Origin of the sequence: Enterobacter sp. EGD-HP1, from assembly GCF_000733275.2 — a bacterium.
In the GTDB taxonomy this organism is placed as follows: domain Bacteria; phylum Pseudomonadota; class Gammaproteobacteria; order Enterobacterales; family Enterobacteriaceae; genus Enterobacter.
Map to the genome: position 1 here is coordinate 81,430 of NZ_AVOP01000008.1, position 16,819 is coordinate 98,248.

Consider the following 16,819-nt stretch of genomic DNA (forward strand, 5'->3'; position numbering starts at 1 on the left):
AATCACCATGAAATACGGCATCACGCTGCTGATGCTGTGCCTGCTTGCAGGCTGTGCACAGCGAAATACCTCACTTCCGCCCGTGTCGGGCAACCCCGAGCCGGTCAATTCCCCGGCCATTATTCAGGAGTTAACCCCTCATGTCTGAACTTACCGCCAAAGCCCTGAGCGACTCGCGCTCGTTTGAGAACGCCATTCTTGAGCGGGATCTGCGCATGAAAAAGGCGGGCTGGATCTTGGCGGCGCTCGCCGGGCTGCTGCTCGTCTGCGCCCTTTCCGCCCTTATCCTGCTTCTGCCGCTCAAAACCACCACCGTGGAGCTGTACACACTCGACCGTCAGACCGGGCGCATCGAGCGCGTCACCACCGTCGGCGAGGACAAGCTGGACACCTCCGAGGTGCTCAATCTGTCGCAGTCTGCAAGCTACGTGAAGCGCCGCGAGGGGTACAACTATTTCGCCCTTCAGCAGGACTACAGGGAGACGCAGATGTTCAACAGCGACGCGGTCAACAAGGAATATCTCGACTGGTTTGACAGCCCCGATGCCCCGGACGCCGTTTTCCAGAAAGCAGCCTATGTTGTCACGGTAGAAATCCTCTCCAATGTGCCCTCAGCGGGCACCGGCTCCAGCATGGTGGAGCTGATGCGCATTAAGCGCACCATTCGAAAGGTCAAGGACAACACCGAGACGCACGATTACTGGACGATTCGCATGACCTACCGCTATTTCCCGCAGAAGAAAATGACGGCCTCCGAGCGCGAGGTGAACCCGTTCGGCTTCACGGTCACCAGTTATCAGCGGTTTAAGGAGAAAAGCGATGAATAAAGTGCTGATGTGTGCCCTTCTGCTGACCGCCGCGTCAGCATGGGGTGCGGCGACACCGCGCGGCAGCGCCTATGACAGCCGCATGCAGAACATCCCCTACAACAGCCAGAACACGACGGTTATCAACACGAGGGCGGGCTACATCACGACGCTGGTTTTTGACGCCGACGAGGAGGTGATCACCGCCACGGCCGGTTTTCCGCAGGGCTGGACGATCACGCCCGACCGTAACCGCGTGGGGATTAGCCCCGCGCCGGTGAAGCAGCCGGTCACGGATGCGGACGGCAAAACCGTCCAGAAGATTTTCACCCCCACACAGCAGGACTGGCAAACCAACCTGTTTGTGACCACCACGAAGCGCGACTACAGCCTGATGCTGAACGTGATCGACAGCGACCGCGAGGCGGGAAACCTCGCCTTTGTGGTGCGCTTCAGCTACCCCGACGACACACGCAGGCAGAACGACGCCGCCCGCCTCGCACGTCAGCAGGAGCTTCAGGCCGCGCAGGAAAAAGAGCGCATTCAGCTTGCCCTGAAGAAATCCACCGCGCCGCGCAACTGGAACTACACCCGCAGGGTGGCGGCAGGCTCGGCGTCCATCACCCCGGATTTTGCGTATGACGACGGGCGGTTTACCTATCTCGGCTTTTCCCCGCAGAAGCTGATCCCGTCGCCGACGGTTATCGTCGGCGGCAGCGAACAAGTGATCACCCCGACCTTCAGCACCGAGGGCAACTACCGGGTGATGGTGCTGCGCTCGCTTTCCCCGCGCTTTGTGCTGCGCTACGGCAGCCAGGTCGTGGGGATTGAAAACGGCAGTTACGGGAAAGTCACCGTGGCGAACGGCAGCACCGTCTCACCGGACGTGAAACTGGAGAGCAAATGATGAACGAACAGGAAGACATTAAAACCGCCGCCGAACTGGAGGCGGAAGCACGCGAGCGGGCGCGGGCAGAGATTGACGGCGACAAACCCGCCGCAGGCGCGGTGCAGCCCGGACAGCCGCAGGTGGTGCAGCACGCGAAGCGACGTAGCCACCGCACGCTCGTGCTGGCCGTTATCAGCCTGGTATTGCTGGTCATTATCGCCACCGGCGGGGATTATCTGATGGGGAAACTGAAGGGAGACGGCAGCGCGTCGCGCGCCAGCCGTGAACCGGAAGCGCAAACCACCTCCCCTGCCCGCGAACGCCAGAACATCGGACGGGATCTGAACCCGCTGGGGCAGCTGACAGACAGCGCCGGGCAGGAGAAGACAGAACCGGACGATACCGCCGCGTCGCCGCCCGAATCGCAGGCCCCCGTAACGTTTGACAAGGTCAGCGCCATGGCAGAAAGCGGCACGGTGAGTACTACCAGCGCCCCTAAACGCACGACAGGCAGTAACGCACCGTCAGCGGGCAGCGCGTCCGCGCCGGGCTCTGCGACGCCAGCAGGACAGGCGCAGGATAACGGGCTGGCGCGCATCACCGGCGTGAAGCGGCTCGGTCTCGATCCGGATTTGTATATACCGTCCGACAGACATATCCCCTGCGCGATGATGCAGCGCTTCGTTTCGGACGTGGGCGGGCGTTTCAAGTGTCTTATCAGCGAGGACGTTTACAGCGCCAGCAATGCCGTGACCCTTATCCCGGCTGGGACTGAAGCGCGCGGCCTGTACCGCACCGGAACGCTGAAAAACGGGCAGGGGCGGCTTTTTCTCGCCATCACCGAGCTGCGCACGCCTGAACCCGGACGCCTGGTGATTCCGATGGCTGACAGCCAGGCCGTGGGCGCGATGGGCGAGAACGGCGTCGCGGGCTGGATAGACAATCACTGGCTGGAGCGGATAGGTAATACCCTCCTGCTCGGTTCGGTACAGGATATTGCCGCAGCGGCCTCCGGCTCGTCACCGGGCAGGGATCGCAACACCGACTATACGGAGAATACCCGCGCGGCCACGGCGGAAATGGCAAAAACGCTGCTGGAAAACAGCATCAACATTCCGCCAACGATGTACCTCAACCAGGGGGATGTGATTGGCCTTGTCACCGGGGCGGATATTGATTTTTCAGACGTCTACAGACTGCGCATGAGGTAAGCGATGGACGATAACCTGACTGATACCCCGTCAGAGGGCAACGTCGCGCTGTCACACCTGCGCGACCTGCTGTTCGGGGACTACCTGAGCCGGGAGGGGCTGACGGAGATCGCCATCAACCGCCCCGGCGAGATCCACACAAAAATTAACGGGCGCTGGGAAATGCACGCCTCGCCGGTCACGCTGCGCCAGTGCTCGTCCTTTGCCAGGGCGCTGGCCGTGTGGAATAACGACACCATTGATGATACCTCGCCCATCCTCTCGGCCACGCTGCCGACCGGGGAACGCTGCCAGATAGTGGTGCCCCCGGCCTGCGAGCGCAACACCATCTCGATCACCCTGCGTAAGCCGGATTATTTCCAGCGCACGCATCAGTCGTACATCGATGACGGTTTTTATGATCGGGTAAAGGGTATTGAGAAGGTGGTATCCAGAGACGACGAGCTTAGCGCGCTCTATCAGAGCGGGAATATCCCGCTATTTATGGAAAAGTGCGTCGAGTACGGCAAAACGCTGTTTGTGGTGGGGGAAACCGGTTCGGGAAAAACCACTTACATGAAGATGCTGCTGCGCTACATCCCGGACTGGCTGCGCCTTATCACTATCGAGGACAACCCGGAGCTGAAGTTTTACAGCCAGAAAAACTACGTTCACCTGTTCTATCCGGCAGACGCCGGGGAGGGAGCGATCGTCACCTCCGATCGACTGGTGCGCGCCATCTACCGTATGAACCCCGACCGCCCGCTGCTTGCCGAAGTCCGCGGGCGCGAGGCGTGGGATGCCCTCAAGCTGATTGAGTCCGGGCACGAGGGGTTTATGTCCTCCCTTCACGCGGGTAGCCCGCGCGAGTGTATCTCCGGGCTGATTGACCGTTGCTATGAGCACCCGGCGTGCCGTGGCATGCCGGTTGACGTTCTGCTGCGCAAGGTTCTGCACTGCGTTGACGTTATCGCGAGCGTTGACGTTCACGGCAACGTGCGCCGCATGAACGACGTTTATTTTAAACCCCTGCACATGCAGGCCATGAAGGAGAGTTTCAATGATGCTGCCTAAACTGACCGGCCTGACGGCGCTGGCCGTCCTCCTGGCGGGCTGCTCCTCGCCGCCGGAGCCTGCGGCCGTTAACTGGTCGCAACCGGCGCAGCCGGTAACGGCCACCCTGCCGGTATGGGAACCTAACCGCCTGGTCGTGGCCTCGTCGGTAACGGAGGGGCACTGGTCGCAGGTGCTTGCCCACTTCCAACCCGGCGGGGTTTACCCGGCCACACAGTGGTACGCGGTGGCGCACGCCTCGCGGGCGGTAGTGAACGCCCCGGACGGCCAGCGCTACTTTGCGGCCAAAACATGGTTACGTGATGGCGGCTATCACGGGATCGTTGAGTATCGTCCCCGCCCCGGCTGCCTGACCTGCAACACGTCGGAAATTATCTTCTACCGATAACGGCGGTAGGTGTCTGAGTCCTTCAGACCGTCACCGGCGTTAAACAACCACCGGGCGTTAGTGCCCTTATCCCCTCAGAGGAATGAATCATGAAGCATACCGTAATCACGGCGGCGCTGCTGTGCGCCCTCGCCTGCCCGGCGTTCGCTGCCGACGGCCAGAAAGCCGACCCGAACGATCCGTGCGCGATCGTGCTGTGCCTGGCCGGAAAGCTTGACGGCAGCAGTCCCGCCGAATGTGACCTGATGTATAAAACGTTCATGTCAGTTAAGAAGAAAAACAAGCACGGCTTTCTTCCCGGCCACACGTCGGACGCAAGAAAGAAAATGCTCAATCAGTGTCCCTCAGCTGACAGCGGCACAATCAATAAGATCATCTCTAAATTCGGCCGCCTTAGCGGCTGGTAATGATTAACGGCAGATAAAAGGCGCATATCAGCGCCTTTTTTTATGCCCTCTATTTAATTCCTTTGGACAGTAATATGAAAAACTCACTCAAAGTATTAACAGCATTAATCATGCTGTCGATTTATCCGGCAACATCGCAGGCTGCCACTGAGAGCGCCGCAACAACCATCTTAGGTAATGGTGCATCCACATCAGGAGGAGGAGCCAGCACGGCAATCGGTGGCGGTGCGTCAGCCGTAACAAACGGGACGTCACTTGGTTTTCAGGCAAACTCCTCAAATACAGGCGCGGTGGCAGTAGGTACGCAGTCATCGGCGTCGGGTGTAGGTTCTGTCGCCACCGGCGGTAACAGCTTAGCCAGCGGTGATTATTCGATTGCGGCCGGATTTCAGGCCGGGGCGACGGGTACGGGCAGCCTTGCTTTGGGTTCTCAAAGCAAGGCTCTTGCCGATTCCGCCACATCTGTGGGCAAGGGTGCAGTTGCGAACAAATATAACTCCGTTGCACTCGGTGCGGGTTCTGTAACGGATCGGGATAACTCGGTTTCCGTGGGCAGCGCTGGCAATGAGCGCCAGATAACGAGTGTTGCAGCAGGTACAGCAGACACCGATGCCGCCAACGTCGGCCAGCTCAATTCTGCAATAGCCGCAGAGCAGGCCGCCCGTGAGGCAGGTGATGCCGCATCGCTGGCCGCCGCCAACAGCTACACCGATGCATCCAGCGCCAGCATGCTGAAACAGGCCAACAGCTACACCGATGCATCCAGCGCCAGCACGCTGAATCAGGCCAACAGCTACACCGACAAATCCAGCGCCAGCACGCTGAAACAGGCCAACAGCTACACCGATGCATCCAGTGCCAGCACGCTGAACCAGGCCAACAGCTACACCGACGCATCAAGTGCCAGCACGCTGAACCAGGCTAACACCTACACCGACGCATCCAGTGTCAGCACGCTGAACCAGGCCAACAGCTACACCGACGCATCAAGTGCCAACACGCTGAACCAGGCTAACAGCTACACCGACGCATCCAGCGCCAGCATGCTGAACCAGGCTAACAGCTACACCGACACAGCCACCGCCGCTGCGGTCGATAAGTCGAAAGACTACACCGACACGGCCACCGCCGCAGCGGTCGATAAGTCGAAAGACTACACCGACACAGCCACCGCCGCTGCGGTCGATAAGTCGAAAGACTACACCGACACGGCCACCGCTGCTGCGGTCGATAAGTCGAAAGACTATACCGACACGGCCACCGCCGCAGCGGTCGATAAGTCGAAGGACTACACCGACACGGCCACTGCCGCAGCGGTCGATAAGTCGAAGGACTACACCGACACAGCTACCGCCGCAGCGGTCGATAAATCGAAGGATTACACGGATCACCGCGTTGATAACCTCACCTCAACGGCAGTTGAGCAATCCAACAGCTATACCAATGAAAAGTACGACCAGAGCATTAACTACGCGCAAAACGCAGCGAATCAGGCTGAAAGCAATGCTGCCAGCTATACCGATAATCGCGTCAATGCGTTAAGCCACTCGACTAATCAGCGATTCAAACAGCTCAATTCAAAAATTGACCGTGCAGAAAAGCGTCTCAATGCCGGTGTTGCCGGTGTTACCGCGATCGCGTCGATTCCGTATGTCGCGGAAAACTCATTTTCTTACGGTATCGGCCTGGGTAATTACCAGAACGGCAACGCGATTGCTGGCGGCGTCAATTACAAAACATCCCCGAACACCAACGTAAGACTCAATGTTTCATGGGATTCATCCAGGAACAGTGCGGTCGGCATTGGATTTGCCGGGGGCTGGTAAATGAAGCCCGGATTTATTTCTCCCCCTTGGGCGCATACGCGCGGTGATTCCGTAAGCGCCCTGAACCTTATTAACCGCGCGGAGAAAAATGCGGCCTGCGGCTGCGGGCTGCATTACGAGATCTACCACTACCGCGTCCTGGACGAGCTGCAAAACGTACTAACGAAGCTAAGCGGCGATGATGCGGCAATCTTTCTGGAGATTGCCGCATCACAGGGTTTTCGTCTGGATGCCAGCGCCATCAATGACGCGCATCAGGCGTACTGCGTAACGCGATCCGAAATAAGAAAGGAACAGGAATAATGAGACTATTTATCGCCGAAAAACCCGCCGTTGCGACCGATATTGTGAAAGCCCTCGGCGGCAACTTTACCCGCCACGACGGTTATTTTGAATCCTCCACCGACATTGTGAGCTACTGCGTCGGCCACGTGCTGGAAATGGTGCCCCCGGAGACGATTAACCCGGCCTATGCCACCTGGTCGCTCGACACCCTGCCGCTGAAGCTGTACCCCGTTAAGCTTCAGCCCAAAGTGAGCGTGGCAAAACAGGCCAACACCCTGGTGAAGCTGATCCAGCGCCCGGATATCAAAATAATTGTCCACTGCGGTGACCCGGACGACGAAGGCCAGCTCCTCGTTGACGAGGTGCTGGAGTTCGCCGGTAACACGCGCCCGGTGAAGCGGGCGCTGATTAACGACAACACCGCGCCAGCGGTGAAAAAAGCCATCAATTCCCTGCGCGATAACAGCGATTTTCGTGGGATGTATCTGAAAGCCCTGATGCGCAGCGCCGGTGACGCCATTTTTGGCTTCAGCATGAGCCGCTGCTATACCCTGAAAGCCCGTGATAAAGGCTATAAGGGCACGATTTCGGTTGGCCGCGTCCAGACTCCGGTGCTGGGTATGATTGTGCGCCGGTGGCGCGACAATCAGGCACACAGCGAAGCGTTTTACTACCAGCTCGCCGGGCAGTTTGTCAGCGGCACGGACGTCGTCAGCGCCCGCTGGCAGACGTCCGAATACGCGCCGGTTGACGATAAAAAACGCCTGACGGATAAGGCCTGGGCAGAAGGGCTCGCCAGAGCGCTGGCCGGAAAACCGGCCAGCGTGCTCGCGGCGGCCACTGACCGGGGAAAAACCACAGCCGCCCCGCTGCCGTTTAACCTTCTGCGCCTCCAGGTGCATATGAACCGCAGGCATAAACTGACCGCGCAGCAGACGCTCGATATCACGCAGAAACTCAAGGACGGTAAATACATTACCTATAACCGCTCCGACTGCTCGTATCTGTCCGACGAACAGTTTAACGACGCGCCGCAGGTGGTGGCGGCCTTAAAAACGCTCGACGTTTTTAACGGCCTTGCCACCGATACGGCGCAGAAAAGCGCGGCGTTTGACAGTAAAAAAGTGACCGCCCACACCGCCATTATTCCGACGACGAACATGCCGGATTTAAGCCGCCTTACCGACAGGGAAAAGGAGGTTTATCTCGCCATCGCGCAGTTTTATCTCGCGCAGTTCGTGGCGAAAAAGCGCTATGACGAGGCGATCGCGGAGATCAAATGCGGTGACGAAATGTTTAAAGTCTCGGCGCGTAAAACCACGGACGCGGGTTTTACGGCGTTCCTTAGCGATGCGGAGGAAGACGACGACGAGGACGAAAACAGCAGCGCGTTTGAGGCTATCAGTCGTCTGCAAACCGGGGCGACATTAACCTGCCGCGAGGTGGTGATTTCCGAGAAAAAAACCAAACCGCTACCGCTGTTTACCGAGGCAACCCTGCTCGCTGCCCTCGTTCGCGTGGCCGATTTTGTCGCCGATCCGCGCATTAAAAAACTGCTCAAGGAGAAGGATAAGGACAAGAAAGACGAACACGGCGGCATCGGCACTCCGGCGACCCGCGCGGCCATTATCGAGACGCTGAAAACCCGCGATTACATCACCGTGGAAAAGGGCAAATTCATCCCGACCGCCGCCGGGCTGGCGTTAATTGATGCCCTGCCCGATTCGGTGACGCAGCCGGATATGACCGCCGTGTGGGCTGAAAAACAGGCCGCAGTTGAAACCGGCGAAATGACCATTGAGCGGTTTATTGATGGTCTTTACGCGGAAGTATCCCGCCTGGTTGAGAGCGCCGATATTGCCATCAGCGCGGCGGAAACACAGCCCGCTAAAACGGCGCTTAACCGCCTCGCGGTTAAATGCCCGTCGTGCGGAGCTGAGCTGGTTATGACGCCGAAAACCTGCGCCTGCACCGGCTGTCAGTTCAAAATCTGGCTGGAAGTGCGCGGCAAAAAGCTGACGGCAAAACAGGCCGAAACGTTAATCGGCAAAGGCAAAACCGGCGTTATTAAAGGTTTTAAATCGAAGAAAAACGACGATACCTATTCGATGATCGTCACCCTTAAAAATCCGCAAACCGGTGAACTCGGTTTTGAATATCCACCCCGCGATCCGCTGAAAGGATTGAACGTATCTGTACCGAAGGAGCTGAAATTATGAACCGTATCCAGGACGAATTAACCTCAGAGCGCGCGCTGAAAAAGTTTTTACGTGAAAGTGATTTCACCTTTCTGGAGAAGCTGAGCGCGCGTATTTCAGCGGCGCTTGATGAAAAGCGCGCGGAGCATATCAAGCAGGAAAATCAGCGCCGCCTGCGCGAGGAAAAGCGCAATGAACTGCTGGCGCTCATTGAATCGGAAGGTTTTTCGGCGGCGGAACTGGCGGGCAATTCAGCCGCGCCATCGTCGGCAAAAAGGAAACCGAAATACCAGTATGTTGAGCACGGCGTGCGTAAAACATGGTCAGGCGTGGGGCGTGTACCGGTCTTTATTCAGCAGGAACTGGACGCCGGAAAAACCCTCGAAAGCTTTTTAATAGGTAACTCAAATGAATAGTTTCGCAAGAATTATCATCATCGCATCTCTGGCAGCCACAACGGTTTTATATTTTTGCTTTTTAAGGTGAGCAGCAACCTGCTCAGTCGCGCTGGGTGTGACGCTTTTCAGGCTGCGAAGATTTGCGAGGCCGGGGATTCAATTTTGAAAAAATTGCTAATCACCGGACCGTAAAATCAGCGCAGTGGTGAGAGGCGAGTAAATTCAATTTCGAAGAAATTGCTAATTTGCGTCGCCGAACCCACTTTTGAGCGCTCACCCCAAGTGAGCCGAAAAAAGCCGGGGGGGGCCGAATAAATTTTGCCGCCCAAGCGAGCAAAAAGACGCGCCCACGCGTCGGTTTATTTGGGGGGCTTGCCCCCCACACCGTCGAGCCTAAGTCTCCGGCCAAAAGCCGGTAGCGTGGCGCGACCACCCCCTAAAAAGCCTAGTTTCCTTTTAATTCGCTTTGTGAGGAACGAACAAGGCGAAGAAAAAGGTCAAAACAGGCGTCTTTTAGGGGGTGGTCGCGCGTAGCGCGCGACGGTGTGGCCTCTTTTGACCTTGGGGGTTTTGGCCGGGCGTTCAGCCAAGACATTACCCCCATGCGACATGCAGTAAGGGCGTCCAGCCCGCGCGGAATGCCGCACGCCGTTAGATCGCGGGAGTATACCTCCTGCGATCATGGCCGCTTCGCGGCCACCGCCTTTTTCCCTTTTCTCGCCTCATGCTCTCGCCTCACCGGCTCGCCACATACCTCTCACCGAGAGTATGAGGCGAGCCGGTGAGGCGAGAAACGCTTAAGGAGAATATCGTGATATTCGACAAACTGAATCATTTGCTGTCGCCGATAGCAAATGCCGTCCTGGCTTTTATTGCTTTTTTGCAGGCGCATCAGCTGGCGTTAGCGCTGCTGTCAGGCGTCATGCTGCCTTTTATATTTTCTGCGAGACACGGCGGGCAGGAAAAGCCGACGTTTCTGCAAAGGATCTTAATTCTGCTTTCTATGATCTGTTTTGTTTTCGGCACGATAGCGCCGGTGGCCGTCTGGTTTTTACAGCGCATTTATGGCCGGGAAGATATCGCCAGCCCGCCGCTGCTGAGCTGGACAATGGCGCTGCTGTTTACCGTCGCCGGGTTTATTCTGCATGTAATTTTACGGCGTCTGATCTCGCCTGAATTTGACAAGGTCAAACGCGGCATGGTGAAAAAAACCAGCATGGAGCGCGACCGCAGAACCGACGTTCGCCGGGTAAAAGAGATTTTACCCGTCTCCACCGAATACGATCCGATGGATTACATCGATCTGAATAAGGGTGTTTTTATCGGGCTGAGCCGCGAAGGCGAGCCGCAGTATATTCCGTTAAAAGAATGGCAGACCCAGCACGCCGACATTATCGGCACCACCGGTGCCGGTAAAGGCGTCGTAACCGGTATTCTGCTTTATCAGAGTATCCTCGCCGACGAGGGCGTTTTTATTCTCGACCCCAAAAACGACGAGTGGGCCCCGCACCTGTATAAAAAGGCGTGCGCGGACGCCGGAAAACCCTTCGTGCTTATCGACCTGAACAAGCAGGAATACCAGATGAACCTTATCGACGGCATCACCGCCGATCATCTGGAGGAATTATTCGTGGCCGGTTTCAGCCTGGCGGAAAAAGGCGAGGCGGCAGATTTTTACCGTATCGACGATCGCAAGGCGGCGAGAACGGCGGCGCAGTTCGTGAAGAATAATCCGGGCGCGACCGTGCGGGATATCTATAACGGCGATTATGTCCAGGGCATCGGCGAAACGATCAAAGCCTTTCACGGTAAAACCGAGGAGCTGGCGATGCTCAACAGCATTAACGCGCCCGGCGGTTTTGCGCTGAAGGAGATTTTCGACAAAGGCGGTTGCTGCTACATCATCGGCTCAATGCGTAACTCTAAAATCATTACCGCGCAGCGCATGATTTTAGTTCGCCTGTTCCAGCTCGCGGAATTACGCGACCGCGTCGCGGGGAATATCCGCCCCATCGCCATCTTTAAGGACGAGGTTAAATATCACCTGTCAAAACCTGCGCTCGAAGGGTTAGGCGCGGCGCGCGATAAAGGCGTTCATATCTTAATGGCGCACCAGTCGATTGCCGACCTGCGCGACTGTCCGGCGGATTTAAACGGCGACGCCGTTGTGGGTGCGGTCGTGGAAAACTGCAAGTTTAAGCTGGTTTATAAACTTCAGGATCCGGACACAGCCGAATGGATTGCGCGCATGTCCGGCACGATTTTAGTCGATGATGAAAGCCGGAAAGTCACCACCACGGCAGTGCTGACAGAAAAAGTCGATAACGAGCGCATGCTGCGCCAGGCGGAAAGCTATTACATCGACAGCAATATGCTCCAGAACCTGCCGAAGTTCGTCAGCTATATCTTCAGCCAGAACGCGCTCGCGTTCCCGTCGTTAATCTCACCGCTCAAGGTTAAAAAAGCCCCGCTGGAACTGTATTCCCTGCCGCCGGTTGCAGCGGCTACCGTGGCTGAAGTTAAACCGGTACTGGATCTGGATTTTGATACGACAGCTCCGGCAGTTCCGGCAGTTCCGGCACCTGACATTTTTCCCGACAGCACCACGGCCACCAAGAAAACCCCAGTACCGCCAATTCCCTCACCTCCGGTGCAGCCTGACGAGGAGTGGCTGATGGCATCACAGTCCGCCCAAAATGACGAAGTACATTCATTGCTGGATTTATAAATTTCAGGAGGCTTTATGCTCTTAATGAACAATACCGAACGCCGAGAACGTAATCATGAAAAAATCCGCATTCTCCTGAATTTTTTGAAAGAAGAAACTTACAGCGACTTCAACACACTAAAGTTATTGTTTGATTTCAAAAATCATAAATCAGTCTATGCATTGTTAAATAAGGTTGAGAAGATGGGACTGATTCAAAAATACGTATACGAATCCCATTCTTTAAAACTCTCAATCTGGGGCATTACTGCCGACGGTCTGGCCGTGATCCTGACAGACGACGATAAGGTGATGCCCGCCCGCTTTGAACCCTACCGCCTGACCGGCTGGTCACTCGACCATCACCTTGATAACCAGCTCGCGCGCCTGACGCTGGAGAAGAACGGCGCGACGGGGTGGATTAACGGCGACCGTTCAACTTTCCTCAGTCAGTACAGCGTCAAACACCGTCCCGACGGGCTTATCAGCCTGCCGGACGGCAGGCCGATCGCCGTTGAAACCGAGCGACGCATTAAAACAAAGGCGCGCTATCAGTCCATCATGGCGAGCCACCTGCTGGCTATCAGCGATAAAAAATGGCGGTACGCGTTTTACGTCGCCCCGGACGAGGCGAAAAAGCGCGCCCTGAAGATTATTTTTGACAGCATTACCAGCGTGATCGTGAAAAACCAGCATGTACCACTGGAGGCAAAACACCGCGATGTCTTTCGCTTTTATACCCTCGACGAACTGAAAAGCCTGGAGCTGGACAACTATGCGTAAAACCGCCCTTCTGGTGATGGCTGCCGCCCTTTTTGTGCCTGTTTTCTCCACTGCTGCGCCCGTCCTGACGGCGGGTTTTTCACCGTCTGACGGGCGCCCTGCCCTTGAGGTCGTGATCGGTGCCATAAACAACGCCAGGCAGAGCATTGACGTCGCGGCCTACAGCTTCACCAGTAAGCCGGTCGCAACGGCGCTCGCCGGTGCTAACCGGCGCGGCGTGGCCGTGCGCGTGGTGGCCGACAAAAAGGCCAACAGCGACCGCTACACTGCCGTGACGTATCTGGTAAACCAGGGCGTACCGGTTCGCCTTAACGGCCGTTACGCCATCATGCACAACAAGTTTATGGTGATCGACGGCAAAAACGTCCAGACCGGATCGTTTAACTACACGGCCAGCGCCGTTTCGCGCAACGCGGAAAACGTGCTGCTGATCGAGGATGCGCCGCAGCTGGGGGAGGCGTACCAGCGAGAATTTAAACGCCTGTGGGATGAGGGTACCCCTATGAATGCCCGGTACTGAATCAGCCCCGTCTGCGGACGGGGCTTTTTTTTACTCCACTTCCAGCCAGGTTTTACGCCCTTCAAGGTGCAACGCTTTCAGCATGGCGATCACGTCTTCATCTGAGCGACCGCCATAGTTAAGTCGGGTCTGCTGCCCTTCAAAATCCACCACAATAATGGTGTCCAGCGTCACCGACAGCAGCTCGCGGAGATCACGTAGCATCTGCCCTGTACTGCGTGAATGCATGCACTGGGTTATCCGGTTGGCCGCCTCCTGGCACAATCCCTCTACGGCCTCGCGGTATGCCAGACGCAGATCGAGGTTGCCCTCGATGTCGCTGATCAGTTTAACCACCGCCGTTTTGACGGTTTTGATTTCAGGAAATTTCGTTTTTGGGGAGCCTGACTGCTCCAGCGGGGATACGCTGGTCGCTGGTACAGCTTTAGGGGCGGTTGTCGGGGTGTGCAGTTTCATCGTCATGGTCGTTTCTCCGTCAGTATGAATTTCGTCTTCGTATCGCCTGACGGTTCGGCCTGCCCGGAGTCGTTCTGGTCAGCAAGGGCGCGCAGCGTGCCATTTACCCTTGCTGACCAGGTTGTGACGGGGGACGATTACCGGAAGCTGATACGCAGGAGAAAGGCATCACAGGAGAAAATGACGATGTGCACACACGGACTTACCGCCCCTTTAGCTGCGGCGGCGAAAGCCGTTACGTCATTTTTTACGTAAGATATCGCGCCGTTACGTATCCCGGATACGTAGCGGCTGCCGCCTGAAAAAGGGTTCATTTTTTTTGAATCTCTCCGGTTTATTTTTCCGTGCTGGCATCAGCAGTAGGACATCCTGCAGCTGATGCCAGCCGCGTTACAGAATTTTAAAAAACAGCGACTTATATAATTCCCTCCCTAATTCTCTCTCTTTCAAAAATTCTGAAGCCCTGCACCGCAGGGCTCCAGCTGTCAGCAGTCCATCAGCCAGCGGTGCGCTTTTGAGGCCGCTGCCGCCGCTTTAAAGATGTAGCGCTTGTCTCCCTTCAGGGCTTTCAGCCAGGACGCGATATAGCTTTCATGCTGCACCTCTCCCGTAATCCCCAAATCCGCCATCAGAAACGCGCTGCCCAGCTCGGCGATCAGTTCCTCAAACGCATACGCCTCAGAGCCAAATTTATTGCCTTTTTCACGATTGAGGCGGGACGCTGCACCCGTCCAGTGAACCAGCTCATGCAGGCCGGTGGCGTAGAAGTTCGCCGCGTCCGCGAAGCGGAACCGCTCCGGCAGGACGATTTCATCGGTGCCCGGACGATAGAACGCCTTTACGCCCTGCTCGGTGATTTTTGCCCCGCTCCGGGTCATGAGTGCTTCCGCCTGCGGCAGCGGATCGAAACCGGCAACCGGCTGCGGCACGCTCTCGATGCTCAGGCCGTCGATTTGCTCCACGTTAAACACGGTAAAGGCTTTCAGCATCGGGATTTTTTCGATTTCCCCGTCCTCGTCCTCTTTCTCCAGCGTCTTGTAAAAGATGGCCGTCGTGCCGTATTCACCTTTACGAACCTGGCCGCCCAGCTCCTGCGCCTGTTTGTAGGTCAGCCAGCGCTCGTCCTGAAAACCCTGTTTTGCCGCACTAAACCACAGCAGCATGATATTAATTCCGCTGTATGCCGTGCCGGTGCTGAAGTTGGCCGGTAATCCCGCCGCTGCGCCGTTGCGAACCCACGGACACACCCACGGCTTAACGCCGCTTTCCAGGGCTGCAATGATGCTGTCCGTTACTGTCTGATAAAGGTCTGTTTTTACCGCGCCCGCGCGTGCTTTGCCCCTGGAAAATTTCGTTTTTGAGGAGCCTGACTGCTCCAGCGGGGATACGCTGGTCGCCTGTGCAGCTTTAGGGGCTGTTGTCTGGGTGTGCAGGTTCATCGTCATGGCTGTTTCTCCGTCAGTATGAATTTCGTCTTCGTATCGCCTGACGGTTCGGACTGCCCGGAGTCGTTCTGGTCAGCAGGGGCGCGCAGCGTGCCATTTACCCTTGCTGACCAGGTTGTGACGGGGGACGATTATCGGAAGCTGATGCGCAGGAGAAAGGCTTCACAGGAAAGAATGACGATGAGCACACCCGGACTTACCGCCCCTTTAGCTGCACGGGTGAAACTGCCCTTCAGCGTCAGGGAGTACGGATAAAAAGCACTGACGACATCAGTGCTGCCTTTGTGCGCGTGGTGTTACACTACCGCTGCCGGTCAGTACGCCCTTCCTGAAACCGGGGGCGGTTTGTTTTCGGGGACGTTCTGACCGGCACGCCCCCATCACTTGCAGTAGTTTCACCGTCCTTTATGCCGTAAATATACACAGCATAAGGAGGTGAATCTGATGCCACGACGCTATGAAATTGACGCTGCCTGGCGTGCGGCCATCACCCGTGAACAGGATGGCCATCAGACCGTCACAACCGCTGCCTTTGTCCAAGATCTGCACAAGTTCAACTGGCACTGGACGCCCCGCCGGGCGAACCAGTGGATAGAAACGTATGTGTCGGTCTACATTTCTTTTAAGTCCATTTTTTCTTTTGGCTTTGCACCTTCCTCAGTATCACAAGTTATTTTCAGAAAAGTGTTTCGCAAAGAGAAACGCGCGCTATAATGTTTCCTGTCGAGAAACAGGGAATCAATAATGATAAAAAGTTTCAAGCACAAAGGGCTACAAAAGCTCTTTGAGAACGACGATCCGAGCGGAGTACAGGCAAAGGATGTGGAGAGAATAAAAATCCGGCTCCTGATGTTAGACGAAGCGACGACAACAGAAGATTTCCGCGCCTATCCAGGGTTCAAATTTCACCCACTGAAAGGCGATAACAAGAATCTTTATGCGATCACCGTTCGGGCGAACTGGCGAATCACCTTTGAGTTTATCGATGGTGATGCCTACATACTGAATCTGGAGGACTACCACTAATGACGATGTTCAACCCCCCACACCCAGGGGGATTGATTACCGAATACCTGAAGGATAACGAAATCAGCTTACGCGCCCTTGCCCGTAACCTCGACGTTTCCCCTTCTGCGCTGAGTAAAGTCTCGGCTGGTAAAGCGGCGATCAGTCCTGAAATGGCACTGAAACTTGAGGCCGGTTTAGGGATTGCAGCTCGACTCTGGCTGGCAATGCAAGCGACCTATGACCTTAGCCGCGCCCGTAAGGAGATCGACCTCTCCCATGTGGTGCCGGTTACAGTCAAAAGTGACGTAGCGTAGACTAATATAAGCCCTTATTAGAGCTTCATCACTGCTCATAGAGGAAGCTCCGCTAAAGCGGGGCTTTTTTTATTCACGCAAAAGATTGGTTCGTTGCTGAGGCTTTGGATTTTGGCTGGTCGAAT

19 protein-coding genes are annotated in these 16,819 nt (G+C 56.3%); 17 read left to right on the forward strand and 2 right to left on the reverse strand.

The genetic code is table 11. From position 1 onward, the window contains the following. The first annotated feature begins 7 nt into the window (after positions 1 to 7). The 14 genes from N037_RS25045 (at position 8) to N037_RS07840 (ending at position 13,471) form a co-directional block, all read left to right on the forward strand. Positions 8 to 148 (forward strand): hypothetical protein, encoded by a 141-nt coding sequence (locus N037_RS25045; RefSeq protein WP_032640091.1) that lies wholly within the window; start codon positions 8 to 10, stop codon positions 146 to 148. Then, positions 141 to 827: a virB8 family protein gene (locus N037_RS07780; RefSeq protein WP_032640093.1), complete on the forward strand. Its 687-nt coding sequence runs from the start codon at positions 141 to 143 to the stop codon at positions 825 to 827. Before N037_RS25045 ends, N037_RS07780 begins: the two co-directional genes overlap by 8 nt. Beyond that, a complete protein-coding gene (virB9, locus tag N037_RS07785; RefSeq protein ID WP_032640095.1) occupies positions 820 to 1,713 on the forward strand; it encodes a P-type conjugative transfer protein VirB9 in 894 nt (297 codons plus the stop codon). The genes N037_RS07780 and virB9 overlap by 8 nt, the downstream gene beginning before the upstream one ends. Then, positions 1,710 to 2,906 (forward strand): VirB10/TraB/TrbI family type IV secretion system protein, encoded by a 1,197-nt coding sequence (gene virB10 / locus N037_RS07790; RefSeq protein ID WP_032640097.1) that lies wholly within the window; start codon positions 1,710 to 1,712, stop codon positions 2,904 to 2,906. The genes virB9 and virB10 overlap by 4 nt, the downstream gene beginning before the upstream one ends. Before the next feature lie 3 nt (positions 2,907 to 2,909). Continuing rightward, complete coding sequence (virB11, locus tag N037_RS07795; protein ID WP_050511226.1) at positions 2,910 to 3,959, forward strand: P-type DNA transfer ATPase VirB11; 1,050 nt, start codon at positions 2,910 to 2,912, stop codon at positions 3,957 to 3,959. Beyond that, positions 3,946 to 4,347: a cag pathogenicity island Cag12 family protein gene (locus tag N037_RS07800; RefSeq protein ID WP_032640099.1), complete on the forward strand. Its 402-nt coding sequence runs from the start codon at positions 3,946 to 3,948 to the stop codon at positions 4,345 to 4,347. The genes virB11 and N037_RS07800 overlap by 14 nt, the downstream gene beginning before the upstream one ends. A gap of 89 nt (positions 4,348 to 4,436) precedes the next feature. After that, the gene (locus tag N037_RS23650; RefSeq protein WP_032640101.1) at positions 4,437 to 4,754 is read left to right on the forward strand and encodes a TrbM/KikA/MpfK family conjugal transfer protein; all 318 of its coding nucleotides are present in this window, start codon (positions 4,437 to 4,439) and stop codon (positions 4,752 to 4,754) included. Positions 4,755 to 5,044: 290 nt separating this feature from the next. Next, on the forward strand, positions 5,045 to 6,580 hold the full coding sequence (locus N037_RS24580; RefSeq protein WP_197278572.1) for a YadA-like family protein: 1,536 nt from the start codon (positions 5,045 to 5,047) through the stop codon (positions 6,578 to 6,580). Continuing rightward, positions 6,581 to 6,883 (forward strand): hypothetical protein, encoded by a 303-nt coding sequence (locus tag N037_RS07815; RefSeq protein WP_032640103.1) that lies wholly within the window; start codon positions 6,581 to 6,583, stop codon positions 6,881 to 6,883. Beyond that, the gene (locus N037_RS07820) at positions 6,883 to 9,084 is read left to right on the forward strand and encodes a type IA DNA topoisomerase (protein WP_032640105.1); all 2,202 of its coding nucleotides are present in this window, start codon (positions 6,883 to 6,885) and stop codon (positions 9,082 to 9,084) included. The genes N037_RS07815 and N037_RS07820 overlap by 1 nt, the downstream gene beginning before the upstream one ends. Beyond that, on the forward strand, positions 9,081 to 9,479 hold the full coding sequence (locus N037_RS07825; RefSeq protein ID WP_032640107.1) for an H-NS histone family protein: 399 nt from the start codon (positions 9,081 to 9,083) through the stop codon (positions 9,477 to 9,479). Before N037_RS07820 ends, N037_RS07825 begins: the two co-directional genes overlap by 4 nt. A gap of 793 nt (positions 9,480 to 10,272) precedes the next feature. Next, the gene (locus tag N037_RS07830; RefSeq protein ID WP_032640110.1) at positions 10,273 to 12,189 is read left to right on the forward strand and encodes a type IV secretory system conjugative DNA transfer family protein; all 1,917 of its coding nucleotides are present in this window, start codon (positions 10,273 to 10,275) and stop codon (positions 12,187 to 12,189) included. A 15-nt stretch (positions 12,190 to 12,204) separates the two neighbouring features. Next, on the forward strand, positions 12,205 to 12,951 hold the full coding sequence (gene mobC / locus N037_RS07835) for a MobC family replication-relaxation protein (RefSeq protein WP_032640112.1): 747 nt from the start codon (positions 12,205 to 12,207) through the stop codon (positions 12,949 to 12,951). Next, complete coding sequence (locus N037_RS07840; protein WP_032640114.1) at positions 12,944 to 13,471, forward strand: phospholipase D family nuclease; 528 nt, start codon at positions 12,944 to 12,946, stop codon at positions 13,469 to 13,471. Before mobC ends, N037_RS07840 begins: the two co-directional genes overlap by 8 nt. Positions 13,472 to 13,501: 30 nt before the next feature. Here N037_RS07840 and N037_RS07845 read toward each other — a convergent pair whose 3' ends face one another. Next, positions 13,502 to 13,933, reverse strand: a complete 432-nt coding sequence (locus N037_RS07845) for a hypothetical protein (RefSeq protein ID WP_032640116.1) — start codon at positions 13,931 to 13,933, stop codon at positions 13,502 to 13,504. A gap of 479 nt (positions 13,934 to 14,412) precedes the next feature. Next, the gene (locus N037_RS07850) at positions 14,413 to 15,372 is read right to left on the reverse strand and encodes an ArdC family protein (RefSeq protein ID WP_032640118.1); all 960 of its coding nucleotides are present in this window, start codon (positions 15,370 to 15,372) and stop codon (positions 14,413 to 14,415) included. A gap of 444 nt (positions 15,373 to 15,816) precedes the next feature. Between N037_RS07850 and N037_RS25175 the strand changes: the two genes are divergently transcribed. From N037_RS25175 to N037_RS07865, 3 genes are read left to right on the forward strand one after another with little or no spacing between them, the layout of a single operon-like run. Beyond that, positions 15,817 to 16,086 (forward strand): hypothetical protein, encoded by a 270-nt coding sequence (locus N037_RS25175; protein ID WP_231686679.1) that lies wholly within the window; start codon positions 15,817 to 15,819, stop codon positions 16,084 to 16,086. A 30-nt stretch (positions 16,087 to 16,116) separates the two neighbouring features. Continuing rightward, positions 16,117 to 16,398, forward strand: coding sequence for a type II toxin-antitoxin system RelE/ParE family toxin (locus tag N037_RS07860; RefSeq protein WP_032640120.1), 282 nt, complete (start codon positions 16,117 to 16,119; stop codon positions 16,396 to 16,398). Further along, a complete protein-coding gene (locus N037_RS07865; RefSeq protein ID WP_032640122.1) occupies positions 16,398 to 16,694 on the forward strand; it encodes a HigA family addiction module antitoxin in 297 nt (98 codons plus the stop codon). The genes N037_RS07860 and N037_RS07865 overlap by 1 nt, the downstream gene beginning before the upstream one ends. Positions 16,695 to 16,819: the final 125 nt, after the last annotated feature.

What these genes read in the sequence shown, in the direction of transcription:
- N037_RS07865 (WP_032640122.1), top strand. Translation starts at nt 16,398, where the DNA reads ATGACGATGTTCAACCCCCCACACCCAGGGGGATTGATTACCGAATAC.
- virB10 (WP_032640097.1), top strand. Translation starts at nt 1,710, where the DNA reads ATGATGAACGAACAGGAAGACATTAAAACCGCCGCCGAACTGGAGGCG.
- N037_RS07840 (WP_032640114.1), top strand. Translation starts at nt 12,944, where the DNA reads ATGCGTAAAACCGCCCTTCTGGTGATGGCTGCCGCCCTTTTTGTGCCT.
- virB11 (WP_050511226.1), top strand. Translation starts at nt 2,910, where the DNA reads ATGGACGATAACCTGACTGATACCCCGTCAGAGGGCAACGTCGCGCTG.
- N037_RS07850 (WP_032640118.1), bottom strand. Translation starts at nt 15,372, where the DNA reads ATGACGATGAACCTGCACACCCAGACAACAGCCCCTAAAGCTGCACAG.
- N037_RS07825 (WP_032640107.1), top strand. Translation starts at nt 9,081, where the DNA reads ATGAACCGTATCCAGGACGAATTAACCTCAGAGCGCGCGCTGAAAAAG.
- N037_RS07800 (WP_032640099.1), top strand. Translation starts at nt 3,946, where the DNA reads ATGATGCTGCCTAAACTGACCGGCCTGACGGCGCTGGCCGTCCTCCTG.
- N037_RS23650 (WP_032640101.1), top strand. Translation starts at nt 4,437, where the DNA reads ATGAAGCATACCGTAATCACGGCGGCGCTGCTGTGCGCCCTCGCCTGC.
- N037_RS25175 (WP_231686679.1), top strand. Translation starts at nt 15,817, where the DNA reads ATGCCACGACGCTATGAAATTGACGCTGCCTGGCGTGCGGCCATCACC.
- mobC (WP_032640112.1), top strand. Translation starts at nt 12,205, where the DNA reads ATGCTCTTAATGAACAATACCGAACGCCGAGAACGTAATCATGAAAAA.
- N037_RS07845 (WP_032640116.1), bottom strand. Translation starts at nt 13,933, where the DNA reads ATGACGATGAAACTGCACACCCCGACAACCGCCCCTAAAGCTGTACCA.
- N037_RS07860 (WP_032640120.1), top strand. Translation starts at nt 16,117, where the DNA reads ATGATAAAAAGTTTCAAGCACAAAGGGCTACAAAAGCTCTTTGAGAAC.
- virB9 (WP_032640095.1), top strand. Translation starts at nt 820, where the DNA reads ATGAATAAAGTGCTGATGTGTGCCCTTCTGCTGACCGCCGCGTCAGCA.
- N037_RS07780 (WP_032640093.1), top strand. Translation starts at nt 141, where the DNA reads ATGTCTGAACTTACCGCCAAAGCCCTGAGCGACTCGCGCTCGTTTGAG.
- N037_RS07820 (WP_032640105.1), top strand. Translation starts at nt 6,883, where the DNA reads ATGAGACTATTTATCGCCGAAAAACCCGCCGTTGCGACCGATATTGTG.
- N037_RS07815 (WP_032640103.1), top strand. Translation starts at nt 6,581, where the DNA reads ATGAAGCCCGGATTTATTTCTCCCCCTTGGGCGCATACGCGCGGTGAT.
- N037_RS25045 (WP_032640091.1), top strand. Translation starts at nt 8, where the DNA reads ATGAAATACGGCATCACGCTGCTGATGCTGTGCCTGCTTGCAGGCTGT.